Origin of the sequence: Streptomyces sp. NPDC002886, assembly GCF_042888445.1 — a bacterium.
Classification (GTDB): Bacteria; Actinomycetota; Actinomycetes; order Streptomycetales; family Streptomycetaceae; genus Streptomyces.
This window is the reverse complement of the sequence record NZ_JBIAPV010000003.1, coordinates 488,704-515,409: the sequence shown is the minus strand read 5'-3', so window position 1 is coordinate 515,409 and position 26,706 is coordinate 488,704. Positions and strand designations below refer to the sequence as shown.

The window sequence follows — 26,706 nt, the reverse complement described above, 5'->3', positions numbered from 1 at the left end:
GCGTCACCCCCACGGCCGTCGCGGACCGGCATGATCGGGGCATGAGCAGCACGCGCACCGAGACGATCGACACCCCGGCGGGCGCGGCCCGCATCACCTGGCACCCGGCCCCGGCGGGCAAGGCCCGCCTGGTGCTCGCCTTGGGCCACGGAGCCGGAGGCGGGATCGAGGCCCGGGACCTCCAGGCCCTGGCCGCCGCCCTGCCCGCCCTGGGGGTCACCGTGGCGCTGGCCGAGCAGCCCTGGCGGGTCGCCGGGAAGAAGGTCGCCGCCGCGCCCAAGGTGCTGGACGCGGGCTGGACCGCCCTGTGGCCCGCCTTCGCGGAGCCCGGGCTGCCCGTCGTCGCGGGCGGCCGCAGCGCCGGGGCCCGGGTGGCCTGCCGGACCGCCGCGGAGCTGGGCGCGGCCGGGGTGCTCGCGCTGGCCTTCCCGCTGCACCCGCCGGGCCGGCCCGAGAAGTCCCGGGCCGAGGAGCTGCTGGGGGCCGGGCGGCCGGCGCTGGTGGTCCAGGGCGGCCGCGACGCCTTCGGGCGGCCGGAGGAGTTTCCGGAGCGGGGAGCGCGCGGAGCCTCGTACGAGCTGGTGGAAGTGGAGGGCGGGGACCACGGGTTCGCCGTGCCGAAGCGGACCGGCCCCACGCAGGAGGAGGCCCTGGCGGTGATCACCGGGGCGGTGGCCGAGTGGCTCCGCCGGCTGCCGGTGTGACCTATGTCCGGCCGCCGGGGTGACTTTGGTCCGGAAACCGGGCTCCGCCGGGGAATGTGCCGCAGCGGCCTTCTGTTGTCCCGGATGTCGGTACGCACAGGAAGACGTCGGAGGAGAGGCACCGCATGACCCAGGTCATCAGCCAGAACCGTCCGCAGGCCGCTGACCTGGACTGGACAGTGCTGCCCGCGCCCAAGCGCGGCTCGGTTCGGGCGGCGGGCGACCGGGAAGGTCGACTATTCTCCGATTCGAGCGGGTCCGCTTTCGGAGTCGCCACGCAGTCGGAGGAGGTGGGTCCTGTCGCTGGGACCGACGAAGGCCACGCGGAGGAGACGACCCCGGAGCGCAATGCGCGTTTCGAGAGGGACGCCCTCGGCTACCTCGACCAGATGTACTCGGCCGCCCTGCGCATGACGCGCAATCCGGCCGACGCCGAGGACCTGGTCCAGGAGACGTACGCGAAGGCATACGCGTCGTTCCACCAGTTCCGCGAGGGCACCAACCTGAAGGCGTGGCTGTACCGCATTCTGACCAACACCTTCATCAACTCGTACCGCAAGAAGCAGCGCGAACCCCAGCGCAGTGCGGCCGAGGAGATCGAGGACTGGCAGCTCGCGCGCGCCGAGTCGCACATGTCGACGGGCTTGCGTTCCGCCGAGTCGCAGGCTCTCGATCACCTGCCCGATTCCGACGTGAAGGAAGCTCTCCAGGCCATTCCGGAGGAGTTCCGCATCGCGGTCTATCTTGCCGACGTAGAGGGCTTTGCGTACAAGGAGATCGCGGACATCATGGGTACACCCATCGGTACGGTCATGTCGCGACTGCACCGTGGCCGCCGTCAACTCCGTGGAATGCTTGAGGACTACGCCCGTGAGCGCGGGCTCGTCCCGGCCGGCGCGGGAGAGTCGAACGACCTGAAAGGCTCGGGCTCATGAGCTGCGGAGACGCACACGAGACGGAGTGCTCCGAGGTCCTGGACCACCTTTATGAGTTCCTGGACCAGGAGATGCCCGACAGCGACTGCACGAAGTTCGAGGCGCACTTCGGCGAGTGCAATCCCTGTCTGGAGAAGTACGGCCTGGAACAGGCCGTGAAGAAGCTGGTCAAGCGCTGCTGCGGATCGGACGACGTACCGACCGATCTGCGCTCGAAGGTGATGGGACGGATCGAGCTCATCCGTTCGGGTCAGGCCGTGCCGGATCATGACATCACGGCCGCGCCGCCCGAGCCGGCCGTCGCCGCCGAGCCGGTGCCGGGATCAGCGACGAGCTGAATGCCGAAAATCGGCCGAGTCCGCCGATGAAGTAGTACCTGATTGAACGATCTCGAACGGCCGCCCCCGGATGGGTACTTCCTTCACTCGAAGGTGGTAATCCGGGGGCTTCCGCATGGCGCAATGCAAAAATGTGGCCCACCTCGCTCCCGGGCCCACTTATTCTCCCCATTCGGTACTGGTTTGATTCGTACCTGACTTGCACGGCTCAGGGGGAGGAGAGCGCCATGCGGGTACTTCCGCCGTTGGCGCGCGCCTACGTCGTGTGCGCCGTCCTGGCGGCCTGCGCGTGCGTCGCCCCGGCCGTCACCGGCTCCGCCACACCGTGGCCCTCCATCGGCCTGCTCTCCGTGCTCTACCTCGGCTGCGAACTCGTCAAGGTGTGCCCGCTCATGGGCCGCCGGGTGCCCGAGGGCCTCGGCTCCTTCTTCCCGGTGGTGCTGGCCGCCGTCTTCCTCCTGCCGCCGGCCGCCGCGGCCCTCGTCGCGCTGCCCGGCGGACTCGCCGGGACCGTGACGGCCCGGCCCGCGGGGGTGCGGCGCGTCTGGCACGGGGCGCAGCAGTCCATAGCCGCCTGGACGGCCGGGCAGGTCTACGGCCTGCTGGGCGGACCCGGGGCGCTGGGCGCGGGCTCCTTCGGCGGCACCGGTCCGCGGGGGCCGGACGGGACCGCGGGAGCGGTCGGAGCGGCGGGAGCGGCCGGACCGGCCGCCTGGGTCGCCGACTTCCCGTACGTGATGCTCCCCGCCGCCGCCGCGGCCGTCGTCTTCTGCCTGGTGCTGACCACCCTCGACGGCTGCATCCTGGCCGCCGCCGAACGCCGCCCCGCCACCACCGCCTGGCGGGGCCTGCTGACCCGGTCCCTCGCCCCGCACTGCGTGCACGGTCTCGCCGGGCTGATGATGGCCGTCATGTGGCGCAGCCCGTACGGACTCCCGGCCGCACTGCTCGTCATGCTGCCGATGTACATCTCCTGCTGGGTCTTCGCCCAGTACCACCGCGAGCGCGCCGCCCACCAGGCCACCATCCGGGCGCTGGTCCAGGCCGTGGACATCAAGGACCGCTACACGCGCGGCCACAGCGAGCGGGTCGGGCAGGCCTCGGCGATGATCGCCCGCGAACTGGGCATGGGCGAGGAACGCCTCGAAGTCGTCCGCATCGCCGGAATCCTGCACGACGTGGGCAAGCTCGGCGTCCCGACCCGGCTGCTGCGCAAGGACGGACCGCTGACCCCCGAAGAGCGCAGGATCATCGAACTCCACCCCGAGTACGGACACGAGATGGTGCGCGGCATCGGGTTCCTCGGGGAGGCCCGCGCGGCGATCCTGCACCACCACGAGCGGGTGGACGGCTCCGGCTACCCGTACGGGCTGACCGGGGAACAGATCCCCGTGCTCGCCCGGGTCGTGGCGGTCGCCGACGCCTTCGACGCCATGACCTCGACCCGCTCGTACAGCAGGGCCCGGCCGGTACCGGTCGCCCTCGCGGAGCTGGAGCGGTGTGCGGGGGCCCAGTTCGACCCGGACATGGTGCGGGCGCTGGTCGAGTCGATCGGCCGCCAGGGCTGGCATCCGAAGGTGACCTCGGACGACGACCTCCAGGTGATCCCGGCCGGCGCCGGTGAGGCCACCGCGGCCGGAGCGCAGGGGGCCGTACGGGAGCCCGTGCCCGCCGGTGCGGCGCTGACCGGACTGCCCGCCCAGGCCGCCCCGGCCGCGGCCGCGCTCCAGGCCCGCCCGGCCGGGAGTCCGCCCCCCGCCGCCGGATTCGGGGACCCCTGCCACTGCGTGCCCGGGCCCGCCGCCGAGCCCGGAGCCGCCGCCCAGGGGGCGACGGGAACCCCCGGCTCCCCGTCCGCGCCCGCGGCGGGAGCGGGCGCGTGAAGGGCTGGGCCGTCGCCGTCGTGCGCGGGGCCGCCGCGGTGCTGACCGTGGCCGCCGTCGGGCACACCGTGTGGAACGGGCTGACCGATCCGGGCATCGCGCTGGCCTTCGGCGCACTGATCACCATCGGCGAGCTCGCCCGCCGGGACAGCGGCGACGCCGCCCGCCAGCAGCCCGCGCCGCTCGGATCCGCCGGGGCGCTCGGGTACGCCCTGCTCGGGCAGAACGCCGGAGCCCCCACCCACCACGGGGTCCTGCAGATCGTCGCCGTGGTGGTCACCGCCGCGCTGCTCGGGATCGTCCCGCACATCGCCCGGGGCCGCGGCCCGGCCCTCGACCACCTGGCCCGCCGCGTCCTCACCGTCACCTTCGCCGCCGTCTGCTTCCAGCCGCTCTACAACTCCGGGCAGCTGGAGCACCAGGTCGGCCAGGGCCCGTACCTCGTGCTCTTCCTGGTCTTCGTCCTCGGGCTCACGGCCCTGTGCGACGCCGTCCTCGGCGCCGTCCTCGCCGGGGCCCGGACCGGCTGGCCGTTCGCCCCGCTGCTGCGCGACGAGCTCCGCGCCCAGCTGGGCATCGGCTCCGCGATCTGCGCCACGGGCGTGGTCATGGCCCTCGGGGTCGCCGTCGCCGGCCTGTGGGCGGTGCCCGTCTTCAGCGTGCCGCTGCTCCTGACCCAGATGTCCTTCCACCGGATCACCGCCATCCGCACCACCTACCGCCAGACCATCACCTCCCTGGCCCGCGCCACCGAGATCGCCGGCTACACCCGGCCGGGCCACTCCCGCCGGGTCGCCGCGCTCAGCGTCGCCGTGGGGCGGGAGCTGGGCCTCTCGGAGCGGGAGATCACGGTGCTGGAGTACGCCGCCCTGATGCACGACATCGGGCAGCTCTCCCTCGTCGACCCGGTCCCGGCCGGGGCCACCGCCGAGCTGCCCGAGGCGGAGGCCCGCCGGATCGCCGGGCTCGGCGGGGAGGTGGCCCGCCAGACGGGGGTCCCGGCCGAGGTCGCGGTGGTGGTGGAGCTGCAGGCGGATCCGTACCGTGACCAGCCCGTCGCCGCCCGGATCGTGCGCGCGGTCAACGCGTACGACGACCTCGTCGGCGGCGCCCGTCACCCGGGCGGCTCACTGGAGGCCCTGGAGCGGCTGCGCCTGGGGACGGGGCACGACTATCAGCCGGAAGTCGTGGAATGTCTCGCCAGGGTGCTCGCCCGGGGCGGACGTGCCAGAGTCGTACCCGTCCCACCTGGGTAACCCATGGGTAATGAGCGGCCGTCCGAGTGGGCATGGTTGGATGCCAGTGAGAGTGTTCCCAGGAGAAGTGTTCGCAGCAGGAGTGTCCGGCAGGCGGGAATCGTGAGGATCTTCGGGAAGGTACGGCACCGGCCCTCCGCCTCGTGGCGGCAGGCCACCGACCGCGCGTTCACCCTGATCGGCGACGGTCGGTACGAGGACGCGGGTGCGCTCCTGACCAGGGCGGCGGACCTGGAACCCTGGCTGTCCGAGTCCTGGTTCAATCTGGCGCTGCTCCACAAGTTCCGCCACGACTGGGAGCAGGCGCGGGCCGCCGGGCTGCGCGCCGTGGCCCTGCTCGACCGGGAGACCGGCGCCCCGGACTGGTGGAACGTCGGCATCGCCGCGACCGCGCTGCAGGACTGGCCGCTGGCCCGCCGCGCCTGGCAGGCGTACGGGCTGAAGGTGCCCGGAGACCCGCACGCCGCGGGCTCCGGCGGCGCTCACGCCAACGGCGAACCGGTCGGCATGGAGCTCGGGAGCGCGGCCGTGCGGCTGTCGCCCGAGGGCGAGGCCGAGGTGGTCTGGGGCCGCCGGCTGGACCCGGCCCGCATGGAGGTCCTGTCGATCCCGCTGCCCTCCTCGGGGCGGCGCTGGGGCGAGGTCGTGCTGCACGACGGGGTCCCGCACGGCGAGCGCGTGACCGCGGCCGGGCCCTCGTACCCCGTCTTCGACGAGATCGAGCTGTGGGCCCCCTCTCCGGTGCCGACCTGGGTGGTGCTCCTCGAGGCGGCCACCGAGGCCGACCGCAACGCCCTGGAGCAGCTGGCCTCCGACGCCGGCTTCGCCGCGGAGGACTGGTCCTCCTCGGTGCGGCTGCTGTGCCGGACCTGCTCGGAGAGCGCGATGCCGAGCGGTGAGGGCGACGGCGAGCACCTGGACCCGCACGACCACAGCGAACCGGGTCACCCCGGCCCGCTGGGCCACCGTACGAACGGGTCCGGATCGCTGTGGGTGCCCGAGCGGGAGTGCGGGATCGCGGCGCCGGCCGGCCTGGTGCGCGGGCTGCTCGACGGCTGGGTCGCGGACAGTCCGGACAGCCGGGAGTGGCGGGATCTCGAAGAGGTCTGCTGAGCGGGGGCCGTAGTCTGTACCGGCACATCGGTGACTGGTGGACTTACGGAAGGCGTACGGCGGACATGGCGCAGCAGGAGAACGACGTTGTCGAGAGCGTGAACGACGGATACGTCGTGGACACCGAGGACTGTGAGGCGCGCGAGCTCGCCCACCGCGAGCGCGGCACCGCCCGCCCCATCACGGTGGTCGGCAACCCGGTCCTGCACCGGGAGTGCAAGGACGTCACCGAGTTCGGCGACGAGCTGGCGCAGCTGATCGACGACATGTTCGCCAGCCAGAAGGCCGCCGAGGGCGTGGGCCTCGCCGCGAACCAGATCGGCGTCGACGCCAAGGTCTTCGTCTACGACTGCCCGGACGACGACGGCAACCGCCACACGGGCGTGGTGATCAACCCCAAGCTCGTCGAGCTGCCCGCCGCCGCCCGGATCCTGGACGACTCGAACGAGGGCTGCCTGTCGGTCCCCACCGCCTACGCAGCGCTGGCCCGCCCGGACTACGCCGAGGTGACCGGCCAGGACGCGCAGGGCAACCCGATCAAGGTGCGCGGCACCGGGTACTTCGCGCGCTGCCTCCAGCACGAGACGGACCACCTGTACGGCTACCTGTACATCGACCGGCTCTCCAAGCGCGACCGCAAGGACGCGCTGCGGCAGATGGAAGAGGGCACCCCGCGCTACGAGACGGTTCCGAACGCGTAGCCCCCGCTCCCACAGGCGAAAGGCGCCCCGCTCCGGTCAGGAGCGGGGCGCCTTTCACGTGGTCGGCGGGCACGAGTCCCAGCCGAAGTCGCCGCGGCACGTCATGAAGGCCCCCTGTGTAGTCAGAACCTCCAAACCCTATCGAAGATGATCAAGGTCGGGGAGTCCGGGCCATGGGCTTCAGGCCGCGGCCGGCCCCCGGAACGTGCGGCGGAAGGCGTTCGGGGTGGTGCCGAGCGTCCGCAGGAAGTGGTGGCGCAGAGCGGCCGCGGTGCCGAACCCGCAGCGCCCCGCGATCGCGTCCACCGTCTCGTCGGTGGCCTCCAGCAGCTCCTGCGCCAGCAGGACCCGCTGGCGCAGCACCCACTGGTACGGGGTGGTCCCCGTCTCCTGCAGGAAGCGCCGGGCGAAGGTCCGCGCGGACATGTGGGCCCGCTCCGCGAGCTGCTCGACCGTGATCTCCTCCTCCAGGTGGCGGGCCATCCAGCCGATCACCTCGCCCACCGTGTCGCAGGAGGTGCGGGGCAGCGGGCGCTGGATGTACTGCGCCTGCCCGCCGTCCCGGTGCGGCGGTACGACCATCCGCCGGGCGATGGTGTTGGCCACCTCGGCGCCCTGCTCCTGCCGGACGAGGTGCAGGCACGCGTCGATCCCGGAGGCGGTGCCGGCCGAGGTGATCACCTGGCCCTCGTCCACGTAGAGCACGTCCGGGTCGACCCTGGCCCGCGGGAAGCGGCGGGCCAGGGCCGGGGCGTGCATCCAGTGCGTGGTGCAGCGCCGGTCGTCCAGCAGCCCGGCCGCGCCGAGCATGAAGGCCCCGCTGCACACGCTCAGCACCCGCGCGCCCCGGTCCACGCCCCGCCGCAGGGCCTCCAGGAGCGACTCCGGGTACACGCGGGTGGGGGCCTCGCGGTCGGCGGGCAGACAGATCAGATCCGCCTCCTCCAGCCGCTCGGGCCCGTGGGGGAGCGTGAGGCTGTAGTGGCCGTCGCCGGCGGTGATCGGGTTCTCCTCCATCGCGCAGAGGGCGAAATCGTAGGTCGGCAGGCCCATGCCGCTGCGGTCGATCCCGAAGACCTCGCAGAAGATGCCCATCTCGAAGGGGGTCACCCCGTTCACCACGGCCACGGCCACGTTGCTGAGGGAGGAAGGCTTCACCATGACCCCAGTGTGGCAGTAATTCGCTCTTTCATGACAGTCCTGCCACTGTCCGGTTTCGGCCGCCCTGGCGAGAGTGGAGTCATGAACACCTTCCTCGACTACCTCGTCGTCCTGACCGTCGCCGCCCTCCTCCTGGGCCCCGCCCTCTACGGGGCCGCGCGCGAGCGCCGCCTCGACCGGCAGCTCCGCGCGGCGGCCGAGCGCACGATCGGGCGGGCAGAGGTCATCCGAGCTCCGGATCCCGGGTCGCGGTCACGGGCCATCCGGGGTGCTGGACGGACCGGGCCTCCACCCGGCGGGTCAGCGGCCATCCGGACGCGGCCAGTGCGGATGCCGTCGGCAGGCGCAGGACCCAGGACAGCAGCGCGGAGGTGAGGGCCAGGGTGACCGGCGCGAGCACAGCGGACGCGTCATGGCGGCCGCCGCGAACAGCAGAGCGCCCCCGCCCGAAAACTTGGCAACCCAAGTCGATCTCCCCATGGGCGGGGACGCCGGCAAACGGCGCTGTCGAGCGGGACGGGGCCTAGAAGTCCTCGTCCAGGTCGACCGTGCCCTCGACCGCGACCTGGTAGGCCGACGGGCGGCGCTCGAAGAAGTTCGTCAGCTCCTGGACGCCCTGCAGCTCCATGAAGGAGAACGGGTTCTGCGAGCCGTAGACCGGCGCGAAGCCCAGGCGGACCAGGCGCTGGTCCGCGACGCACTCCAGGTACTCGCGCATGGACTCGGTGTTCATGCCCGGCAGGCCGTCACCGCACAGGTCGCGGCCGAACTGCAGCTCCGCCTCCACGGCCTCCTTCAGCATGTCGACGACCTGCTGCTGGAGGGCGTCGTCGAAGAGCTCCGGCTCCTCCTTGCGGACGGTGTCCACGACCTCGAACGCGAAGTTCATGTGCATGGTCTCGTCGCGGAACACCCAGTTGGTGCCCGTCGCCAGGCCGTGCAGCAGGCCGCGCGAGCGGAACCAGTACACGTACGCGAAGGCGCCGTAGAAGAACAGGCCCTCGATGCACGCCGCGAAGCAGATCAGGTTCAGCAGGAAGCGGCGCCGGTCGGCGGCCGTCTCCAGGCGGTCGATCTTCTCGACGGAGTCCATCCAGCGGAAGCAGAACTGCGCCTTCTCGCGGATCGACGGGATCTCCTCGACCGCGTCGAAGGCGGCCGCCCGGTCGTCCGGATCGGGCAGGTAGGTGTCGAGCAGCGTCAGGTAGAACTGGACGTGCACGGCCTCCTCGAAGAGCTGGCGCGACAGGTACAGGCGCGCCTCCGGGGAGTTGATGTGCTTGTAGAGGGTGAGGACCAGGTTGTTCGAGACGATCGAGTCGCCCGTCGCGAAGAACGCGACCAGCCGGCCGATCATGTGCTGCTCGGAGGGCGTCAGCTTCGCGAGGTCCGCGACGTCCGAGTGGAGGTCGACCTCCTCGACGGTCCAGGTGTTCTTGATCGCGTCCCGGTAGCGCTCGTAGAAGTCCGGGTAGCGCATGGGGCGGAGCGTGAGCTCGAAGCCCGGGTCCAGGAGGTTCTTCGTGGTGTCGGTGGAGCTCATTACTGGCAGGCCTCGCAGGACTCGGGGTTTTCAAGGGAGCAGGCGAGCGCTTCCGCGGCGGCCGCTTCGGCGGCGGCGTCGGCGTCGAGGAGCTCGACGGGCTGTGGGAGCGCCGCCGGGACGGCGGAGCCGGACGCGGCGCGGGCGATCTTCGTCGCCGGGCGCGAGCGCAGGTAGTACGTGGTCTTCAGCCCCTGCTTCCAGGCGTACGCGTACATCGAGCTGAGCTTGCCGATGGTGGGCGTCTCCAGGAACAGGTTCAGCGACTGCGACTGGTCCAGGAAGGGGGTGCGCGCGGCCGCCATGTCGATCAGGCCGCGCTGCGGGATCTCCCACGCGGTGCGGTACAGGTCGCGCACCTCCGCCGGGATCCAGCCGAAGCCCTGGACCGAGCCGGAGGACTCGCGCAGCGCCTCGCGGGTCTGGGCGTCCCAGACGCCGAGCCGCTTGAGCTCCTGCACCAGGTAGCCGTTGACCTGGAGGAACTCACCGCTCAGGGTCTCGCGCTTGAAGAGGTTGGAGACCTGCGGCTCGATGCACTCGTACACGCCCGCGATGGAGGCGATGGTCGCCGTCGGGGCGATGGCGAGGAGCAGGGAGTTGCGCATCCCGGACTTCGCGACCCGGGCGCGCAGCGCGTCCCAGCGCTCCGGCCAGTTCAGCTCGACGTCGTAGTGGTCCGGGTGCAGGACGCCACGGGCCGTGCGGGTCTGCTCCCACGCGGGGAGCGGGCCGCTGCGCTCGGCCAGGTCGCAGGAGGCCTCGTACGCCGCGAGCATGATGCGCTCGGAGAGCTTCGTGGACAGGGCCTTCGCCTCGGCGGAGTCGAAGGGCAGCTTCAGCTGGAAGAAGACGTCCTGGAGGCCCATCGCGCCCAGGCCCACCGGGCGCCAGCGGGCGTTGGAACGGCCGGCCTGCTCGGTCGGGTAGAAGTTGATGTCCACGACGCGGTCGAGGAAGGTGACCGCGGTGCGGACGGTCTCGTCCAGGCGCTCCCAGTCGATGTCGCCCCGGCCGCCGCCGGCTCCTGTGAGCACGAACGCGCCGAGGTTGACCGAGCCGAGGTTGCAGACCGCCGTCTCACCGTCGTTGGTGACCTCGATGATCTCGGTGCACAGGTTCGAGGAGTGGACCACGGTGCCCGGCTCGGCGGTCTGGTTCGCCGTGCGGTTCGAGGCGTCCTTGAAGGTCATCCAGCCCTGGCCGGTCTGCGCGAGGGTGCGCATCATCCGGCCGTACAGGTCGCGGGCGGGCATGGTCTTTCGGGCCAGGCCCGACTCCTCGGCCTTGCGGTAGGCGGCGTCGAACTCGTCGCCCCACAGGTCCACCAGCTCGGGGACGTCGGCCGGGGAGAACAGCGACCACTCGGCGTCGGCGTTCACGCGGCGCATGAACTCGTCCGGCACCCAGTGCGCCAGGTTCAGGTTGTGCGTGCGGCGCTGGTCCTCGCCGGTGTTGTCGCGGAGCTCCAGGAACTCCTCGATGTCCGCGTGCCAGGTCTCCAGGTAGACCGCGGCGGCGCCCTTGCGGCGGCCGCCCTGGTTCACGGCGGCGACGGAGGCGTCGAGGGTCTTCAGGAACGGCACGATGCCGTTGGAGTGGCCATTCGTGCCGCGGATCAGCGAACCGCGGGCGCGGATGCGGGAGTACGAGAGGCCGATGCCGCCGGCGTGCTTGGACAGGCGCGCCACCTGGTGGTAGCGGTCGTAGATCGAGTCGAGCTCGTCCAGCGGGGAGTCCAGCAGGTAGCAGGAGGACATCTGCGGGTGCCGGGTGCCGGAGTTGAAGAGGGTGGGGGAGGACGGCAGGTAGTCGAGGCGGCTCATCAGCCGGTAGAGCGAGGCCACTTCCTCGACGGCCTGGACCGAATCGTTCTCGGCGAGGCCGCAGGCCACGCGCAGCATGAAGAACTGCGGGGTCTCGATGACCTGGCGGGTGATCGGGTGGCGCAGCAGGTAGCGGCTGTGCAGGGTGCGCAGGCCGAAGAAGCCGAAGCGGTCGTCGGCGTCCTCGGCGAGCGCGTGTCCGACGAGCGCGTCGAGCCGGCTCGCGTGCAGGCGTACGAAGTCGGCGGTGCGGTCGGCGATCAGGCCCTCGCGGTGGCCGACCTCGACGGAGCCGGAGAAGGAGGTGGAGCCCTGGCCGGCGGCCTCGTCGCGGACGGCCAGCGTCAGCAGGCGGGCGGCGAGGCGGGAGTACGCCGGGTCCTCGGAGATCAGCCCGGCGGCCGCCTCGGTGGCGAGCGTACGGAGCTCCGCCTCGTCGGCGGCGGCGCTGCGGCCGCGCAGCGCGGCGGCGGCGACCCGGCCGGGGTCGGTGTCGGGCAGGTCGGCGGTCAGCTCGGTGAGCGTGCGCAGGAGCGCGGCCCCCGGACCCTCATAGGCGGACGGGTCGGACTCGGCGCGCGGTGCGGAAGGCGCGATGGTCACGGGGGGAGCTCTCCCTCGCTCGGCTCCGGGAACACCTTTGGTGCGGGGCGCGAGGGGGCGCACGTGGGGGAGCGCGTGCCTGGCAGGGCAGTGCGCGTGCGCCACGTGGCGTCCACCGGCCCAACCGCGAGGCCCGGACGTGTCTGCACCCGGTTCGGTCGAACCGGGAGCACTGTCGACAGGTCCTCGGACTTGCGGATGCGCCGATCGAGTCGGTGCATTTCATACCGTTGCGGGACAGTTCCGGATTCTCACCGGATTCCCCTGCGACGACAGCGAGCATGAGCATACATGTGGGGGCCGGTGCTTGCGTTGGGCCCCACATGTTGTGTCGCTCCGCGAGACCGTCCGTGACTACAGCTGGACTACAGCTCCAACCGGTAGGTGAGCAGGGGGAGGCCCGGAACCGGGTACCAGTCCCGCTCGGGGGTCCGTACGAAGCCCAGCCGGTCGTAGATCCGGTGTGCCCCGAGCATCTTCCGCGTGGTCGACAGCACCAGGTGGTCCACGCCCTCCAGCTCCCGGGCGCGGCTCACGCAGGCCCGTACGAGGGCTTCGCCCGCGCCGCGGCCGCGCGCCGCGGCGGAGACGGCCAGCATCCGGAACTCCGCCTCGCCGGGGCCCGCGATATCGCACAGCGGGCTGCCGGGAGGGGCGAAGGTCACACCGCCGAGCAGCGTGCCCTCGTACTCCGCGACGAGGACCTCGCCGTCGGGGGCCCGGCCGGCGACATCGCGCAGCCGGTTCAGGTAGGGGTCGTCCTCGGAGGAGTGCAGCAGTCCGTCGTCGAGGTACGCCCGTGCGGTGATCTCGCCGAGCTCTTCGTATTCGGCGGCCGCCGCCGTCCTGATGATGATGTCCATGGCATCGAGTGTGCGCCAGGGAAAGAGGAGGGGCCGCCGCGTTCCGTCGGGTGGACGGCGGAACGCGGCGGCCCCGGGGGCCCGGCCGTTCAGCGGCGGCGGTCGGCCCCGGGGGCCCACCGGTTCAGCAGCAGCGGAACCCTTCGCGCGGGTCGCCCTCGCGGGCGTCCGTACGGGCCCGTTCGAAGGCGCGGCGCGACTGGACCGGAGCGTCCGGGTCGTGCGTACGGGCGTGGGCGACGTAGTGGTCGTAGGCCGCCTCGCCCGAGAACTCCCGTACGAAGAACCGGGCCCGGCCCAGCGCGTGGCGCAGGCGCGTCACGCGACCGGCTCCTTCACGCGGCCCCCGCCCGAGTCGAGGCCGGCCGCGGCCAGCTCGGCCCGCTCCTCGGCGGTGGGGATGAGGCCGGCCGGGGCGACGAGCTTGGACTCGGTCCACGGGACCTCGACCAGGGTGACCGACTCGGGCTTGCGGATGGCCTTGAGGCAGGTCCGGGCCGCGTCGACGAGCACGATGATGATCAGCAGGGCGAAGAACACCGACAGGACGCCGTCCACCGTGGCGTTGGTGACCACGGTGTGCATCTCGTCCATGTTCTTGGCGGGCTTGAGGACCTTGCCCGCGTCGATCCCGTCCTGGTAGAGGTCCCGCTGCGCGAAGAAGCCGATCTTCGGGTTGTCGGAGAAGATCTTCTGGTAGCTGGCGGTGAGCGTGACGGCCAGGTCCCAGGCCAGCGGAACGCCCGTCACCCAGGCCCACTTGAGCCGGCCGGACTTGATCAGCAGGGTGGTGCAGACGGCCAGGGCGACCGCCGCGAGCAGCTGGTTCGCGATGCCGAACAGCGGGAAGAGCTGGTTGATGCCGCCCAGCGGGTCCTTGACGCCGACCCACAGGAAGTAGCCCCAGCCGCCGACGACGACCGCGCTGGCGAACCAGACGCCCGGCTTCCAGCTGACGTCCTTGAAGGACTTGTGCACGTTGCCGAGGGTGTCCTGGAGCATGAAGCGGCCCACGCGGGTGCCCGCGTCGACCGTCGTCAGGATGAACAGGGCCTCGAACATGATCGCGAAGTGGTACCAGAACGCCTTCATCGAGGAACCGCCGACCACGGCCGAGAAGATCTCCGACATTCCGAGTGCGAAGGTCGGAGCGCCGCCCGTACGGGACAACAGGCTGGTCTCCTCCACGTCCTTCGCGGCTTGCGCGAGGGCCTCGGGGGAGATGGCGAAGCCGAAGTTCGTGACGGCCTGCGAGGCCGTCTCGACGGTGGCGCCGACGACCCCGCCGGGGGAGTTGATGGCGAAGTACAGGCCGGGATCGATGATGCAGGCCGCGATGATCGCCATGATGGCGACGAAGGACTCGGTCAGCATCGCGCCGTAGCCGATGACCCGGACCTGGGTCTCCTTCTGGATCATCTTCGGGGTGGTGCCCGAGGAGACCAGGGAGTGGAAGCCGGACAGCGCTCCGCAGGCGATGGTGATGAAGACGAACGGGAACATCGAGCCCGCGAAGACCGGGCCGTCGCCGCGCGAGGCGAACTCGGTGACCGCCGGCATCTTCAGCGTCGGCATGGCGATGACCACGCCCACGGCCAGCAGCCCGATGGTGCCCACCTTCATGAAGGTGGAGAGGTAGTCGCGCGGGGCGAGCAGCATCCACACCGGCAGGACGGACGCCACGAAGCCGTAGGCGATCATCCAGATGACCAGCGTCTCCTTCTCCAGGGTGAAGGTGTCCGCCAGCGAGGACTCGGCGACCCAGCCGCCCGCGACGATGGCGAGCAGCAGCAGCGCGACACCGACGACGGAGACCTCGGTGACCTTGCCCGGGCGCAGGACGCGCAGGTAGAACCCCATGAAGAGGGCGATCGGGATGGTCATGCCGATGGAGAAGACGCCCCACGGCGAGTGCGCCAGCGCGTTGACGATGACCAGGGCCAGCACGGCCAGCAGGATGATCATGATGGCGAAGACGCCGATCAGCGCGGCGGCGCCGCCGACCGGGCCGATTTCGTCCCGGGCCATCTGGCCGAGCGAACGGCCGTTGCGCCGGGTGGAGAAGAAGAGCGTGACCATGTCCTGGACGGCGCCCGCGAAGATCACGCCCACGACGATCCAGATGGTGCCGGGCAGGTAGCCCATCTGCGAGGCGAGAACGGGACCCACGAGCGGTCCGGCGCCGGCGATGGCGGCGAAGTGGTGACCGAAAAGCACCCGTCGGTCGGTCGGGTGGAAGTCGACACCGTTGTCAAGGCGTTCGGCGGGGGTGGCGCGGGTCTTGTCCACCTTCAGTACGCGGTTCGCGATGAAGCGCGCGTAGAAGCGGTAGCCGATCGCGTACGAGCCCAGCGCGGCGGCGAGCAGCCAGGCGGCCGAGATCTCCTCGCCGCGGGAGAGCGCCAGCACGCCCCAGCCGATGGCTCCCACGAGCCCGACCAGCACCCACACGGCCACGGCCTTGGGGGACATGCCACCCGAAGGAGAAGGCGAGCCCGGCGTGATGCCCGGACTCGCCGCGTTCCGTACCGCCCCGGTGGCTTCCGGCTCTGCTTTTCCCGGACCTGGTTCCGTCATGATCCTCGTCCCCTCGTTGATCATCTGCGCAAGCGCAGGGAATCTACGGGGGACCGCCCGCTAGACGTAAGCCCCCGTCCGTATAGCGGAACGAGAGTCAACTACGAATCAGACGGCTGGACGCTGGAGTCGGGCGACGAACTTGTAACGATCGCCGCGGTATACGGAACGCACCCACTCGACGGGCTCCCCGTCGGCGTCCAGGGAATGGCGGGAAAGCATCAGCATCGGCAGACCGACGTCGGTGCCGAGCAGCCCGGCCTCCCGCGGAGTGGCCAGCGAGGTCTCGATGGTCTCCTCCGCTTCGGCGAGACGCACGTCGTACACCTCGGCGAGGGCGGTGTAGAGGGAGGTGTACTTGACCAGCGAACGGCGCAGCGCGGGGAAGCGCTTGGCCGACAGGTGCGTGGTCTCGATGGCCATCGGCTCCCCGCTGGCCAGGCGGAGCCGCTCGATGCGCAGGACCCGCCCGCCGGTGGCGATCTTGAGGAGACCGGCGAGGGTGTCGTCGGCCGTCACGTAGCCGATGTCCAGGAGCTGGGAGGTCGGCTCCAGGCCCTGAGCCCTCATGTCCTCGGTGTACGAGGAGAGTTGGAGCGGCTGGGAGACCTTCGGCTTGGCGACGAAGGTTCCCTTGCCCTGGATCCGTTCCAGCCGGCCCTCGACCACGAGCTCCTGGAGAGCCTGTCGGACCGTGGTCCGCGAGGTGTCGAACTCGGCCGCGAGCGTGCGCTCGGGCGGCACCGGTGTGCCAGGTGGAAGGGTTTCGGTCATATCGAGCAAGTGGCGCTTGAGCCGGTAGTACTTGGGCACGCGTGCCGTGCGGGTGGCCGCCCCGCTGTCCGGCTCCGTGATCGCCCCTTCGGTGGCCATCGCCGCCCGCCTTCCCGACTCCAGTTTCGTTGCCGTCACCGGCTCCTCCGATATGTGCGGTCACATCGTGACACGGGAGGGAGGGCGGGCCTCCTCCCTCCCCCAGGTGTCGGTCCGATAACGGACCGATCACCCGCTCATTAGACCCTTGACACCCCTAAAGGTCTAGGCCAAGCTCCAGCTACTGGTCTACACCAATATGGATCGGATCCCGGCCCCACGGGCAGTACTTGGTGCTTTTTGAGTCACCGCGGCGGGCAAGGGAAGTTGCAGGCAGCATCCCTGAGGAGGGTGGCGTGAAGCGCAAGCTCATCGTGGCGGTCAGTGTCGTAGGCATGATGGCCGGACTCGCGGCGTGCGGTAACGGCGACGACGACAAGGCCAAGGCCGACGCGGGCCCCAAGGAGATCACCGTCTGGGTGATGGACGGTTCTGCGCCGAAGGCCTGGATCGACGCGGTCAACGCCGAGTTCTCGGCCAAGCACCCCGGCGTCACCGTCAAGGTCGAGACGCAGCAGTGGAAGGGCATCCAGGAGAAGGTCACGACGGCCCTCTCCGAGGACACCCCGCCGGACGTCCTGGAGCTCGGCAACACCCAGACCGCCGGTTACGCGGTCACCGGTGGCCTCGCCGAGCTGACGAAGGACAAGGCGAAGCTCGGCGCGGACGCCTGGGCGAAGGGCATGCTGGCCTCGGCGGAGATCGACGGCAAGCTGTACTCCGCTCCGTGGTACGCGGCCAACCGCGTCGTGGTCTACGACAAGAAGGCCTACGCGAAGGCCGGCGTCACCCCGCCGACCACCCGCGACGAGTGGGTCGCCGGTCTGGAGAAGCTGAAGGCGGCCGACCCCAAGTCGCAGCCGATCTACCTGCCCGGCCAGAGCTGGTACGTCCTCGCGGGCTTCATCTGGGACGAGGGCGGCGACCTCGCCGTCAAGGACGGCGCCAAGTGGAAGGGTGGCCTCGCCACCCCCCAGGCCGCCTCCGCGGTCGAGTTCTACAAGAAGCTCCAGTCCTTCTCCACCGCCCCGAAGGACAAGGACGAGGCGACCCCGCAGCAGTCCACCGACATCGTTCCCAAGGGCGGCGTCTCGTCCTGGATCGGTCTCGGCTGGGAGGCCGGCGGCGCGGAGAAGGCGCTGAAGGACGCGGGCAAGGAAGCCGACTTCGGTTACTTCCCGATCCCGGGCAAGACCGCCGACAAGCCGGGCACCGTGTTCCTCGGTGGCTCGAACCTGGCGATCGCCGAGCGTTCCAAGAACAAGGACCTCGCCAAGGAGTGGCTGGCCCTCGCCGCAGGCAAGGACCAGATGACCAAGTACGCCGCCGAGACCAAGGGCGCGCTGCTCCCGAACCAGGTGGGCGCGAACTTCGCCCCGCCGGCGGGCTCCTTCGCCGAGGCCATGGCCAAGGCCGGCGCCAACGGCAAGATCACCCCGGTGACCCCGGGCTGGGCGAACGTCGAGACCGAGCCCAACCCGATCAAGGACTTCATGACCAAGGTCCTGAACGGCACCGACCCGGCCAAGGCCGGCGCGGAAGCGGACACCGAGATCGCGAACCGCATCAACAAGTAGCACGGCCGAAGTACCGCATCACCTGAAGTGCGCAGTACCAGCAGTACAGCAGTGATCGCACCGGGGGGTGCGGCGGGCGCCCCGAGCGTCCGCCGCGCCCCCGGTCGCGCATTGACAGAAGTAAGCGCCGCCTGCTCCGAGCGGGGAAGCGGGTGCGGGTCGCCACAGTCAACCGCGAGGAAGCCAGACATGACCGTGCACTCCCAGGGAGCGGCGACCTCCGCTCCACAGGACGCACCACAGAAGTCCGTCGGGGTGGCCAAGACGTCGCCGCCCGCCGGAGCCCAGGCAGCGCCCAAGTCTCCTCGCGGGGGCAGAAAGTCGCTCCCTGCAGGGTGGTGGCCCTACCTCCTGGTCGGGCCGGCCGTGCTCAGCATGGCGGGCCTGCTGCTGTATCCGCTGATCAAGAACATCATCCTGTCGTTCCAGACGGTCGACAAGATCGAGTTCATCCAGCGGAAGGCTCCGTTCGCCGGTCTGGACAACTACACCCAGCTGCTGGGCGATTCGCAGTTCTGGACCGTTGTCGTCCGAAGCTTCGCCTTCACCGCGGCCAACGTCGCGCTGATCATGATCATCGGCAGCCTCATAGGCATCCTGCTGAACAAGCTCGGCAAATGGATGCGCCTGGTCCTGTCGATGGCGCTGGTGATGGCCTGGGCCATGCCGATCGTCGCCTCCGTGACCGTCTTCCAGTGGCTGTTCGACGAGCAGTTCGGCGTCATGAACTGGCTGATGCGCACGCTCGGCTTCTCCGGCTACGACCAGCACAACTGGTTCGGCACCGGCTTCTCCACCCTCGTGATCGTGACGGTCCTGGTGGTCTGGGGCTCGATCCCCTTCGTCGCCCTCAACATGTACGCCGGTCTGACCACGGTCAGCGGCGAACTGTACGAGGCCGCCCGCATGGACGGCGCCAACGGCTGGCAGACCTTCTGGAAGGTCGTCTTCCCGAACCTGAAGTCGTTCTTCCTCGTCACCACGTTCCTCGAGGTGATCTGGGTCTTCAAGGCCTTCACCCAGGTGTACGCGATGAAGGCCGGCGGTCCCGACCGCGGCTCCGAGATCCTGCCGGTCTTCGCCTACGTGGAGGGCCAGAGCCAGTTCCACTACGGCCTGGCCGCGGCGATCTCCGTCCTGACGATCCTGATGCTCGTGATCGTCATGTCCTTCTACTTCCGTCTGATCCTGAAGCAGGAGGAGGAGCAGTGACCACCACCACCGCCCCGAAGCCCGCGCCGTCCACGACGCCCGCGAAGCCCGCACAGGTGCGCAACCGCCGCCCGGTCCGTCCCGGCGCCATCGCCAAGAACCTCGGCGCCCTGCTCCTGGCCGTCGTCTTCGTCTTCCCCGTCTACTGGATGTTCTCCTCGGCGCTCAAGCCGTCCAGCGAGATCCTCTCCAAGGACCCCGTCTTCGTCTTCACCCCGACGCTGGACAACTTCACCAAGGCCACCGGCGTCGACCTGTTCTGGACCTACGTCACGAACAGCCTGATCGTCACCGTCGGCGCCGTCGCGCTGGCCCTGCTCGTCGCCCTCGCCGCGAGCTTCGCCATCGCCCGGATGAAGTTCAAGGGCCGCAAGGGCCTCGTGCTCGCCGTGATGCTGGCCCAGATGGCGCCCTGGGAGGTCATGGTCATCGCGATGTACATGATCGTCCGCGACGCCGAGATGCTGAACAACCTCGGCGTGCTGACCGCGATCTACTTCGTGATGGTCCTTCCCTTCACCATCTGGACCCTGCGCGGCTTCATCGCCGCGGTCCCGGTGACCCTGGAGGAAGCCGCCCAGATCGACGGCTGCACCCGCGGCCAGGCCTTCCGCAAGGTGATCTTCCCGCTGCTGGCCCCCGGCCTGATGTCCACCTCGCTCTTCGGCTTCATCACGGCCTGGAACGAGTTCGCGATGGTCCTGATCCTGCACAAGGACAAGGCCGCGCAGACCCTGCCGCTGTGGCTCACCCAGTTCCAGACGGCCTTCGGCAACGACTGGGGCGCCACCATGGCCGCTTCCTCGCTCTTCGCGGTCCCGGTGCTGCTCATCTTCGTCTTCCTCCAGCGCAAGGCCGTCGGTGGCATGACCGCCGGCGCCGTGAAGGGATAACGGCCCATGACTGTCCTTGCGCACCGCACAGACACTCTCACCCGGGACGCCCTCGCGGTCCTCCAGCCCGGTTTCGAGGGCACCACCGCCCCCGCCTGGCTGCTGCGCCAGGTCGCCGAGGGTCTCACCGCCGTCGGCCTCTTCGGCCGCAACATCACCTCGCCCGAGCAGCTCGCCGCGCTGACCGCGCAGCTGCGTACCGAGCGGGACGACGTCCTCGTCGCCATCGACGAGGAGGGCGGCGACGTCACCCGCCTGGAGGTCCGGAGCGGCTCGTCCTTCCCCGGAAACCTGGCCCTCGGCGCCGTGGACGACGTGGACCTGACCCGCGACGTCGCCCGCGAGCTGGGCCGCCGGCTCGCCGAGTGCGGGGTCAACCTCAACTGGGCCCCGTCCGCCGACGTCAACTCCAACCCGGACAACCCGGTCATCGGCGTACGGTCCTTCGGCGCCGACACCCACCTCACCGCCCGGCACACCGCCGCGTACGTCGAAGGCCTCCAAGCCGCCGGCGTCGCCGCCTGCACCAAGCACTTCCCGGGCCACGGCGACACCAACGTCGACTCGCACCACGCGCTGCCGCGCATCGACGTGGACCTCGACACCCTGGCCGCGCGGGAGCTCGTACCCTTCCGGGCCGCCATCGAGGCCGGCACCAAGGCCGTCATGAGCGCCCACATCCTGGTGCCCGCCCTGGACCCGACCCGCCCGGCCACCCTCAGCCCGCAGGTCCTGACCGGTCTGCTGCGCAAGGAGCTCGGCTACGAGGGCCTCATCGTCACCGACGGCATGGAGATGCACGCCATCGCCGGGACGTACGGGATCGAGCGCGGCTCGGTGCTGGCCATCGCGGCCGGCGCCGACGCCATCTGCGTCGGCGGCGGGCTCGCCGACGAGGGCACGGTCCTGCGCCTGCGTGACGCGCTGGTCGCGGCCGTCCGCGACGGATCGCTCCCCGAGGAGCGCCTCGCCGAGGCCGCCGCCCGGGTCCGCTCACTGGCCGAATGGACCCGCCAGGTCCGCCTGGGCGCGCGGCCGGAGGGGAGCAGCGCGCCCGGCATCGGACTGGCGGCGGCCCGCCGCGCGGTGGTCGTGACGGGTTCGCCCAAGGCGGCCGCCCCGGTGAACGCCCCGTACATCGCCACGCTCAGCCCGGTGGCGAACATCGCCGTCGGCGACGAGACCCCGTGGGGGGTGGCCGGGGAGGTGTCCGCGCTGATCCCGGGCACCGAGGCGGGCGTGTACCCGCAGGGGTCGACCGCGGCCGAGGTCCTGGCCGCGGCGGGGAACCGCACCGTCGTCGCGGTGGTCCGCGACGCGCACCGGCACCCCTGGATGACCGAGGCCCTGGACGCGCTCGTCGCGGCGCGGCCGGAGACGATCGTGGTCGAGATGGGCCTGCCGCGGGCCGAGCCGCGCGGCGCGCTGCACATCGCGACGCACGGCGCGGCCCGGGTGTGCGGGCGCGCCGCCGCGGAGATCATCGCGGGCGTCTAGCAGGGCGCCTGGCAGGGCGAGCGGACCGGAGCCGGGCACCCGTCACGGGGGTGCCCGGCTCCGCCGCGTCCGGGCCCGGTGCGCGCACGGAGAAGGGCCGGGCTCCCCCTGCGGGGAGCCCGGCCCTTCTTCGCGTACCGGTACGGCTTACAGACCCTGCCACGCGGGCTTGTTGGCGAAGGCGTGGCGGAAGTAGTCCGCCAGCTTCAGCTTGGACGCGGCGGCCTCGTCCACGATCACCGTGGCGTGGCGGTGCAGCTGGAGCGCCGAGGCCGGCACGAGGGCGGACAGCGGGCCCTCGACGGTCTGCGCGACGGCCTCGGCCTTGCCCTCGCCGGTGGCCAGCAGGACCAGGTGGCGGGCGTCGAGGATGGTGCCGATGCCCTGGGTGATGACGTGGTGGGGCACCTGGTCTATGTCGTTGTCGAAGAAGCGCGCGTTGTCCACGCGGGTCTGCTCCGTCAGCGTCTTGATGCGGGTGCGGGAGGCGAGCGAGGAGCAGGGCTCGTTGAAGCCGATGTGCCCGTCCGTGCCGATGCCGAGGAGCTGGAGGTCCACGCCGCCGGCGGCGGCGAGCGCGCGGTCGTAGGCGTCGCAGGCGCCGACGATGTCCTCGGCCGAGCCGTCCGGGCCCATGAAGGAGGACTCGGACAGGCCGAGCGGCTCCACGACCTCGCGCAGGACGACGGCGCGGTAGGACTCCGGGTGTCCGGCCGGCAGGCCGACGTACTCGTCGAGCTGGCAGACGCGGGCCTTGGAGGCGTCGACCAGTCCGGCCTTCACCTTGGCGGCCAGCGCCTCGTAGATGGGCAGCGGGGTAGAGCCGGTCGCCACGCCGAGCAGGGCCTCGGGCTTGCGGCGGACCAGGGCGGCCATGGCCTCCGCGATGAGCTCGCCGCCTGCCTTGGCGTCCGGGACGATGACAACTTCCACGCGGGGCCTGCCGATCTGGAGTGTGACGTTGTGGTATAGACCAATCTAGCAGAGGCGAGGCCCCGTTGTCGGGTCTTCGCACACACTCCATGGTGGGCCGGATCCGCCGCCCCGGCCTCCCGGGCCCGGGGCGGCGGGCGTCCCCTACAGCAGGGAGAGCTGGAGTCCGCCCGTGACCGGAAGGTGCTGGCCCGTGACCCAGCGGGAGTCCGGGGAGGCCAGGAAGGCGACCACGTCCGCGACCTCCTGCGGGGTGCCGAGCCGGTCGAAGACGGAGCGGGAGGCGGCGTGCGCGCGGGCCGCCGGGTCCGCGAGCCAGGCGGCGTTCAGCTCGGTCTCCACGATCCCGGGACCCACCGAGTTCACCGTGATGTTCCGGGGCGCGAGCTCGGCGGCCAGCGAGACCGTCAGCGCGTTCACCGCGCCCTTGGCCATGACCGTCGCGAGGATCGCGGGCAGGGCGATGTCCGGGGTGCCGGTCACGTTCACGATCCGGCCGCCGTCCCGCAGCCGCTCCAGGCCGTGCCGGATCACGAAGAACGGCGCCTTCGCGTTGAGCGCGTGCGCCCGGTCGTACGTCTCCTCGTCGGTGGCGTCGATTCCGGCGAAGGTGGCCCCGCCCGCGTTGTTCACCAGGACGTCGACCCCCTCGGTGGCCAGCGGGTGGGCGGCGTACGCCGCCCAGAGGGCCTCCGCGCCGCCCGGGACGGCGAGCTCCGCCCCCAGCGCGAAGGCGCGGCCCCCGGCCGCCTCGATGGCCCCCACGGTCTCCTCGGCCGCCGCCTCGTTGGATCCGTAGCCCACCGCGACCAGTGCTCCGTCGCGGGCGAGGCGCTCCGCGATGGCCCGCCCGATGCCCCGGCTGCCGCCCGTGACCAGCGCCGTCTTCCCCTTGAGCACGCCCATGGCGCACCCCCCTTTTGATAGTGGTCGCTACAGAAAGAACCGTATCAGGTTTCGTAGCGACCGCTATAGAATGAGCGCATGGTGACCGGACAGCGCGGCAGGCCCCGCTCCTTCGACCGTGACGCGGCCCTCGACAAGGCGATGTTCGCCTTCTGGGAGCGCGGCTACGAGGCGACGTCGATCTCCGATTTGACCGCCTCGCTCGGGATCAGCGCCCCGAGCCTCTACGCGGCCTTCGGCGACAAGCGCAAGCTCTTCGACGAGGTCGTGGTGGTCTACGGAGGCCGCTACGGGGACTTCGCGGCCGTCGCCCTCGCCGAGGAGTCCACCGCCCGCGCGGCGCTGGGGCGGATCCTGCACGAGGCGGCGGAGGTCTACACCGACCCCGCCCACCCGCCGGGCTGCATGGTGATCAGCGCGGCGGTGAACACCACCTCGGACGAGGTGGCGCAGGCGCTGCGGGTACGGCGCGAGGCCAATCTGGTGGCGTTCGAGAGCCGCATCCGGGCCGATGTCGCCGCAGGGGTCCTGCCGGCCGGTACGGACACGTGGGCGCTGGCGCGCTACGCCGGAGCGGTGCTTCAGGGGATGTCCCAGCAGTCGCGCGACGGCGCGGGCCGGGAGGAGCTGGAGGCGGTGGCGGAGCTCGCGATGCGGGCCTGGCCGCAGTAGGGGCCGGGGCCGCATCACCCGGCGGCACGTTCCGACGCCGCATTCCGACGGTGCGGTCCTCTGGGCCACGGTGCCGAACGGGACCCTCAGCCCGCCCGGCACCGTAGCCCGGAGTACTTACGGCCATCGGGTGTGCGGTGCCCGACAGCCGGTGGGAGGTGACGCGCGGTCAGGGCAGAGCGCGCGGCTTACCTCGATCCGTCCTCCTGTGCGGGGAGGGCGGAAGCTTGATGTAATTGTGGACTAGACCAATCTGTTCTGTCCATCCAATGGCGCGACCCGTGGTCCCGTCACTTCCTCCAAGCCTACGCGGAAGCGGGGTCTCCTGGATACTCCATAGTCACTTCGGAGAATCGCGCTGAGGAAAGTCATGGCCCGTACCCGGGGTACGCTCGCCACGTGCCCTCCATGAACGACCTCGTACGCCAGCACACCGCTCTCAGTGAAACCGACCTGGAGTGGCTCCACCTGCTGGTCTCGGAGTGGCAGCTGCTCTCCGACCTCTCCTTCGCGGACCTCGTGCTGTGGGTTCCCACGCTCGACGGCAGCCGCTACGTCTCGGTCGCGCAGATGCGCCCGAACACCGGCCCCACCTCGTACCAGGACGACATGGTCGGCCACCTGGTCCCGCGCGGCCGCCGTCCGCTGCTCGACGCCGCGCTCGACGAGGGCCGCATCGTGCGCGAGGGCGACCCGGAGTGGCGCGAGGAGGTGCCGGTCCGCGTCGAGTCGATCCCCGTGCGCCGCGAGGGCCGGGTCCTCGGAGTGATCGCACGCAATACCAACCTGCTCACTGTGCGTACACCGAGCCGGCTGGAGCTCACCTACCTGCAGTCCGCCTCCGACCTGGCCCAGATGATCGCGGCGGGCTCCTTCCCGTTCCCGGGCCAGCAGGTCGACATGGACGCCTCCCCGCGCGTCGGCGACGGCCTGATCCGGCTCGACGCCGAGGGCGTGGTGACGTACGCGTCCCCGAACGCGCTCTCCGCCTACCACCGACTGGGCCTCGCCTCCGACCTGGTCGGCCAGCACCTGGGCACCATCACCTCCGAACTCGCGCCCTCCCGGGGCCCGGTGGACGAGGCCCTGGTCAAGCTCGCCAGCGGCTGGGCGCCGCGCGAGACCGAGGCCGAGGGCAGCGGCGGGGTCATCCAGCTGCGGGCCATCCCGCTCAAGCCCAAGGGCACCCGGATCGGCTCGCTCGTCCTGTGCCGCGACGTCACGGAACTGCGTCGTCGCGAACGTGAATTGATCACCAAGGACGCGACCATCCGGGAGATCCACCACCGGGTCAAGAACAACCTCCAGACGGTGGCCGCGCTCCTGCGCCTACAGGCCCGCCGAATGGATTCGCCGCAGGGGCGCGAGGCGCTGAACGAAGCCGTCCGCCGTGTCGGTTCGATCGCGATCGTGCACGAGACGCTGTCTCAGAACCTGGATGAGCGGGTCGAGTTCGACGAGATCGCCGACCGCGTGATCGCGATGGTCGCCGAGATCTCCCCGGGCAAGGTCGCCTGCCGGCGCACCGGCCGCTTCGGCATCCTGGACGCGGAGGTCGCCACCCCGCTGTCGATGGTGCTGACGGAGATCCTCCAGAACGCCCTGGAGCACGCCTTCACCCAGGGGGAGGGCGGCACCGTGGAGGTGTCCGCGGCCCGCTCGGGCAGCGGCCGCGACGATGCCCGGCTGCTGATCTCGGTGGTCGACGACGGCTGCGGTCTGCCCGAGGGGTTCGACCCCCAGCGGGCCGGCAACCTCGGGCTGCAGATCGTGCGGACCCTGGTGGAAGGGGAGCTCGGCGGCACCTTCGACATGGTCGCGTCCGAGCCGCGCGGCACCAAGGTCGTCCTCGACATACCGGCCAGCCCGCAGAAGTAGCGCACCGTCCCGGTGACTCAGGGTGACGTCATGGGGTGGTCGCGGCAGCCGCCGCCGACCCCGGACAGCACTGAACCCCGGACCGAATGGTTTTCGGTACGGGGTTCAAGAGCACGTTGCTGAGCGCTTATATGGGTACTACGCGCTGCGGCTCGAGGCTCGAAAGTCGATGTCAGGCGGTTGCGTTGCGCGCCCGATTGCGAGCGGCGCGGCGCTTCATTGCGCGGCGCTCGTCCTCGCTGAGACCGCCCCAGACACCGGAGTCCTGACCGGACTCGAGCGCCCACTGCAGGCACTGCTCCATGACGGGGCAACGGCGGCAGACGGCCTTGGCTTCCTCGATCTGCAGCAGCGCAGGACCGGTGTTGCCGATGGGGAAGAAGAGTTCCGGGTCTTCCTCGCGGCAAACGGCGTTGTGACGCCAGTCCATGGCTGCTCCATCTCCTTGTATTGCGGGCAGGTTGCTTGTGAATGTGAACGCTTTCACGAATCCCTTCGTGAGGGAAGGGAGACCGCCCAGTTTGGGGAAAAACTCGCCCTGGGCTGCCGGAGATTCGTGGAGGGGTTCTGGCGGTCTGTGTGGGTGCCGGGTTCTGCGGGCTGTCCCGATCGCCATGTAGAGATTCGCAAACCTCGGACGGGGATACAACCCCTTCCGGAAAGTTTTTTTTGATTCGTCGGTGTCTACTAGGTCACAGCCCTACTTCCTAGGGGTGGACCGGCGTGTAAACGTTCGAGTGGAAGGACTTTCGGCCCTTCCAC

Annotated in this window: 24 protein-coding genes and 1 riboswitch; of the genes, 13 read left to right on the top strand and 11 right to left on the bottom strand. The window is 70.8% G+C overall.

Annotated elements, in window-relative coordinates:
* Window positions 1-41: 41 nt before the first annotated feature.
* The 7 genes from ACFYYB_RS14580 to def all read left to right on the top strand — a co-directional run bounded on the left by ACFYYB_RS14580 (window position 42) and on the right by def (window position 6,930).
* Window positions 42-704: an alpha/beta family hydrolase gene (locus tag ACFYYB_RS14580; RefSeq protein ID WP_389435599.1), complete on the top strand. Its 663-nt coding sequence runs from the start codon at window positions 42-44 to the stop codon at window positions 702-704.
* A 290-nt stretch (window positions 705-994) separates the two neighbouring features.
* The gene (locus tag ACFYYB_RS14575) at window positions 995-1,639 is read left to right on the top strand and encodes a sigma-70 family RNA polymerase sigma factor (protein ID WP_008741505.1); all 645 of its coding nucleotides are present in this window, start codon (window positions 995-997) and stop codon (window positions 1,637-1,639) included.
* Entirely contained in the window at window positions 1,636-1,977 is a 342-nt protein-coding gene (gene rsrA, locus ACFYYB_RS14570) for a mycothiol system anti-sigma-R factor (protein ID WP_389435598.1), read from the top strand. Before ACFYYB_RS14575 ends, rsrA begins: the two co-directional genes overlap by 4 nt.
* A 227-nt stretch (window positions 1,978-2,204) precedes the next feature.
* Window positions 2,205-3,860, top strand: a complete 1,656-nt coding sequence (locus tag ACFYYB_RS14565; protein ID WP_389435597.1) for an HD-GYP domain-containing protein — start codon at window positions 2,205-2,207, stop codon at window positions 3,858-3,860.
* Complete coding sequence (locus tag ACFYYB_RS14560) at window positions 3,857-5,116, top strand: HD-GYP domain-containing protein (RefSeq protein WP_389435596.1); 1,260 nt, start codon at window positions 3,857-3,859, stop codon at window positions 5,114-5,116. Before ACFYYB_RS14565 ends, ACFYYB_RS14560 begins: the two co-directional genes overlap by 4 nt.
* Before the next feature lie 102 nt (window positions 5,117-5,218).
* A complete protein-coding gene (locus ACFYYB_RS14555; RefSeq protein ID WP_389435595.1) occupies window positions 5,219-6,229 on the top strand; it encodes a tetratricopeptide repeat protein in 1,011 nt (336 codons plus the stop codon).
* Window positions 6,230-6,294: 65 nt separating this feature from the next.
* Window positions 6,295-6,930 carry a peptide deformylase gene (def, locus tag ACFYYB_RS14550; RefSeq protein WP_389435594.1) on the top strand — a complete coding sequence of 212 codons (636 nt, stop codon included), beginning with the start codon at window positions 6,295-6,297 and terminating at the stop codon, window positions 6,928-6,930.
* A 180-nt stretch (window positions 6,931-7,110) separates the two neighbouring features.
* Here def and ACFYYB_RS14545 read toward each other — a convergent pair whose 3' ends face one another.
* The 8 genes from ACFYYB_RS14545 to ACFYYB_RS14510 all read right to left on the bottom strand — a co-directional run bounded on the left by ACFYYB_RS14545 (window position 7,111) and on the right by ACFYYB_RS14510 (window position 16,376).
* The gene (locus ACFYYB_RS14545; RefSeq protein WP_389435593.1) at window positions 7,111-8,091 is read right to left on the bottom strand and encodes a helix-turn-helix domain-containing protein; all 981 of its coding nucleotides are present in this window, start codon (window positions 8,089-8,091) and stop codon (window positions 7,111-7,113) included.
* A gap of 223 nt (window positions 8,092-8,314) precedes the next feature.
* Window positions 8,315-8,491: a hypothetical protein gene (locus ACFYYB_RS14540; RefSeq protein ID WP_389435592.1), complete on the bottom strand. Its 177-nt coding sequence runs from the start codon at window positions 8,489-8,491 to the stop codon at window positions 8,315-8,317.
* 123 nt (window positions 8,492-8,614) lie between these two features.
* Window positions 8,615-9,634, bottom strand: coding sequence for a ribonucleotide-diphosphate reductase subunit beta (locus tag ACFYYB_RS14535; protein WP_389435591.1), 1,020 nt, complete (start codon window positions 9,632-9,634; stop codon window positions 8,615-8,617).
* Window positions 9,634-12,063: a ribonucleoside-diphosphate reductase subunit alpha gene (locus ACFYYB_RS14530; protein ID WP_389435589.1), complete on the bottom strand. Its 2,430-nt coding sequence runs from the start codon at window positions 12,061-12,063 to the stop codon at window positions 9,634-9,636. Before ACFYYB_RS14530 ends, ACFYYB_RS14535 begins: the two co-directional genes overlap by 1 nt.
* A gap of 181 nt (window positions 12,064-12,244) precedes the next feature.
* Window positions 12,245-12,327, bottom strand: a riboswitch (cobalamin riboswitch).
* A 101-nt stretch (window positions 12,328-12,428) separates the two neighbouring features.
* Window positions 12,429-12,926, bottom strand: a complete 498-nt coding sequence (locus ACFYYB_RS14525; RefSeq protein WP_389435588.1) for a GNAT family N-acetyltransferase — start codon at window positions 12,924-12,926, stop codon at window positions 12,429-12,431.
* 124 nt (window positions 12,927-13,050) lie between these two features.
* Window positions 13,051-13,248, bottom strand: coding sequence for a YbdD/YjiX family protein (locus ACFYYB_RS14520; protein WP_327304624.1), 198 nt, complete (start codon window positions 13,246-13,248; stop codon window positions 13,051-13,053).
* Complete coding sequence (locus ACFYYB_RS14515; RefSeq protein WP_389435585.1) at window positions 13,245-15,398, bottom strand: carbon starvation CstA family protein; 2,154 nt, start codon at window positions 15,396-15,398, stop codon at window positions 13,245-13,247. The genes ACFYYB_RS14520 and ACFYYB_RS14515 overlap by 4 nt, the downstream gene beginning before the upstream one ends.
* 213 nt (window positions 15,399-15,611) lie before the next feature.
* Window positions 15,612-16,376: a GntR family transcriptional regulator gene (locus ACFYYB_RS14510; RefSeq protein ID WP_250750353.1), complete on the bottom strand. Its 765-nt coding sequence runs from the start codon at window positions 16,374-16,376 to the stop codon at window positions 15,612-15,614.
* A gap of 296 nt (window positions 16,377-16,672) precedes the next feature.
* Here ACFYYB_RS14510 and ACFYYB_RS14505 point away from each other — a divergent pair, with 296 nt between their 5' ends.
* From ACFYYB_RS14505 to ACFYYB_RS14490, 4 genes are all read left to right on the top strand, one after another.
* Window positions 16,673-17,953: an extracellular solute-binding protein gene (locus ACFYYB_RS14505; protein ID WP_389435584.1), complete on the top strand. Its 1,281-nt coding sequence runs from the start codon at window positions 16,673-16,675 to the stop codon at window positions 17,951-17,953.
* Window positions 17,954-18,142: 189 nt separating this feature from the next.
* On the top strand, window positions 18,143-19,165 hold the full coding sequence (locus ACFYYB_RS14500; protein WP_389435583.1) for a carbohydrate ABC transporter permease: 1,023 nt from the start codon (window positions 18,143-18,145) through the stop codon (window positions 19,163-19,165).
* Window positions 19,166-19,254: 89 nt separating this feature from the next.
* Complete coding sequence (locus ACFYYB_RS14495; protein WP_389436200.1) at window positions 19,255-20,058, top strand: carbohydrate ABC transporter permease; 804 nt, start codon at window positions 19,255-19,257, stop codon at window positions 20,056-20,058.
* A 6-nt stretch (window positions 20,059-20,064) separates the two neighbouring features.
* Window positions 20,065-21,555 (top strand): glycoside hydrolase family 3 protein, encoded by a 1,491-nt coding sequence (locus tag ACFYYB_RS14490; RefSeq protein WP_389435582.1) that lies wholly within the window; start codon window positions 20,065-20,067, stop codon window positions 21,553-21,555.
* A gap of 147 nt (window positions 21,556-21,702) precedes the next feature.
* On the opposite strand, the gene nagB is transcribed toward ACFYYB_RS14490, so the two are convergent.
* Both nagB and ACFYYB_RS14480 read right to left on the bottom strand, forming a co-directional pair.
* Complete coding sequence (gene nagB, locus ACFYYB_RS14485; protein WP_389435581.1) at window positions 21,703-22,488, bottom strand: glucosamine-6-phosphate deaminase; 786 nt, start codon at window positions 22,486-22,488, stop codon at window positions 21,703-21,705.
* A 144-nt stretch (window positions 22,489-22,632) separates the two neighbouring features.
* On the bottom strand, window positions 22,633-23,394 hold the full coding sequence (locus ACFYYB_RS14480) for an SDR family oxidoreductase (protein ID WP_389435579.1): 762 nt from the start codon (window positions 23,392-23,394) through the stop codon (window positions 22,633-22,635).
* A gap of 78 nt (window positions 23,395-23,472) precedes the next feature.
* On the opposite strand from ACFYYB_RS14480, the gene ACFYYB_RS14475 reads away from it, so the two are divergent.
* Together ACFYYB_RS14475 and ACFYYB_RS14470 are read left to right on the top strand one after the other, a co-directional pair.
* The gene (locus tag ACFYYB_RS14475; protein ID WP_389435578.1) at window positions 23,473-24,066 is read left to right on the top strand and encodes a TetR/AcrR family transcriptional regulator; all 594 of its coding nucleotides are present in this window, start codon (window positions 23,473-23,475) and stop codon (window positions 24,064-24,066) included.
* Between the two features lie 408 nt (window positions 24,067-24,474).
* The gene (locus ACFYYB_RS14470) at window positions 24,475-25,944 is read left to right on the top strand and encodes a sensor histidine kinase (RefSeq protein WP_266882204.1); all 1,470 of its coding nucleotides are present in this window, start codon (window positions 24,475-24,477) and stop codon (window positions 25,942-25,944) included.
* Between the two features lie 172 nt (window positions 25,945-26,116).
* Here the strand turns inward: ACFYYB_RS14470 and ACFYYB_RS14465 are convergent, their stop codons facing one another.
* Window positions 26,117-26,374, bottom strand: a complete 258-nt coding sequence (locus ACFYYB_RS14465; protein WP_004937597.1) for a WhiB family transcriptional regulator — start codon at window positions 26,372-26,374, stop codon at window positions 26,117-26,119.
* Window positions 26,375-26,706: the final 332 nt, after the last annotated feature.

Excerpts from the sequence above, each read along its gene's own strand:
- rsrA (WP_389435598.1), top strand. The coding sequence starts at position 1,636 with ATGAGCTGCGGAGACGCACACGAGACGGAGTGCTCCGAGGTCCTGGAC.
- ACFYYB_RS14465 (WP_004937597.1), bottom strand. The coding sequence starts at position 26,374 with ATGGACTGGCGTCACAACGCCGTTTGCCGCGAGGAAGACCCGGAACTC.
- ACFYYB_RS14480 (WP_389435579.1), bottom strand. The coding sequence starts at position 23,394 with ATGGGCGTGCTCAAGGGGAAGACGGCGCTGGTCACGGGCGGCAGCCGG.
- ACFYYB_RS14490 (WP_389435582.1), top strand. The coding sequence starts at position 20,065 with ATGACTGTCCTTGCGCACCGCACAGACACTCTCACCCGGGACGCCCTC.
- ACFYYB_RS14510 (WP_250750353.1), bottom strand. The coding sequence starts at position 16,376 with ATGGCCACCGAAGGGGCGATCACGGAGCCGGACAGCGGGGCGGCCACC.
- ACFYYB_RS14525 (WP_389435588.1), bottom strand. The coding sequence starts at position 12,926 with ATGGACATCATCATCAGGACGGCGGCGGCCGCCGAATACGAAGAGCTC.
- ACFYYB_RS14500 (WP_389435583.1), top strand. The coding sequence starts at position 18,143 with ATGACCGTGCACTCCCAGGGAGCGGCGACCTCCGCTCCACAGGACGCA.
- ACFYYB_RS14470 (WP_266882204.1), top strand. The coding sequence starts at position 24,475 with ATGAACGACCTCGTACGCCAGCACACCGCTCTCAGTGAAACCGACCTG.
- ACFYYB_RS14545 (WP_389435593.1), bottom strand. The coding sequence starts at position 8,091 with ATGGTGAAGCCTTCCTCCCTCAGCAACGTGGCCGTGGCCGTGGTGAAC.
- ACFYYB_RS14565 (WP_389435597.1), top strand. The coding sequence starts at position 2,205 with ATGCGGGTACTTCCGCCGTTGGCGCGCGCCTACGTCGTGTGCGCCGTC.
- ACFYYB_RS14475 (WP_389435578.1), top strand. The coding sequence starts at position 23,473 with ATGGTGACCGGACAGCGCGGCAGGCCCCGCTCCTTCGACCGTGACGCG.
- def (WP_389435594.1), top strand. The coding sequence starts at position 6,295 with ATGGCGCAGCAGGAGAACGACGTTGTCGAGAGCGTGAACGACGGATAC.
- ACFYYB_RS14515 (WP_389435585.1), bottom strand. The coding sequence starts at position 15,398 with ATGTCCCCCAAGGCCGTGGCCGTGTGGGTGCTGGTCGGGCTCGTGGGA.
- ACFYYB_RS14535 (WP_389435591.1), bottom strand. The coding sequence starts at position 9,634 with ATGAGCTCCACCGACACCACGAAGAACCTCCTGGACCCGGGCTTCGAG.
- ACFYYB_RS14580 (WP_389435599.1), top strand. The coding sequence starts at position 42 with ATGAGCAGCACGCGCACCGAGACGATCGACACCCCGGCGGGCGCGGCC.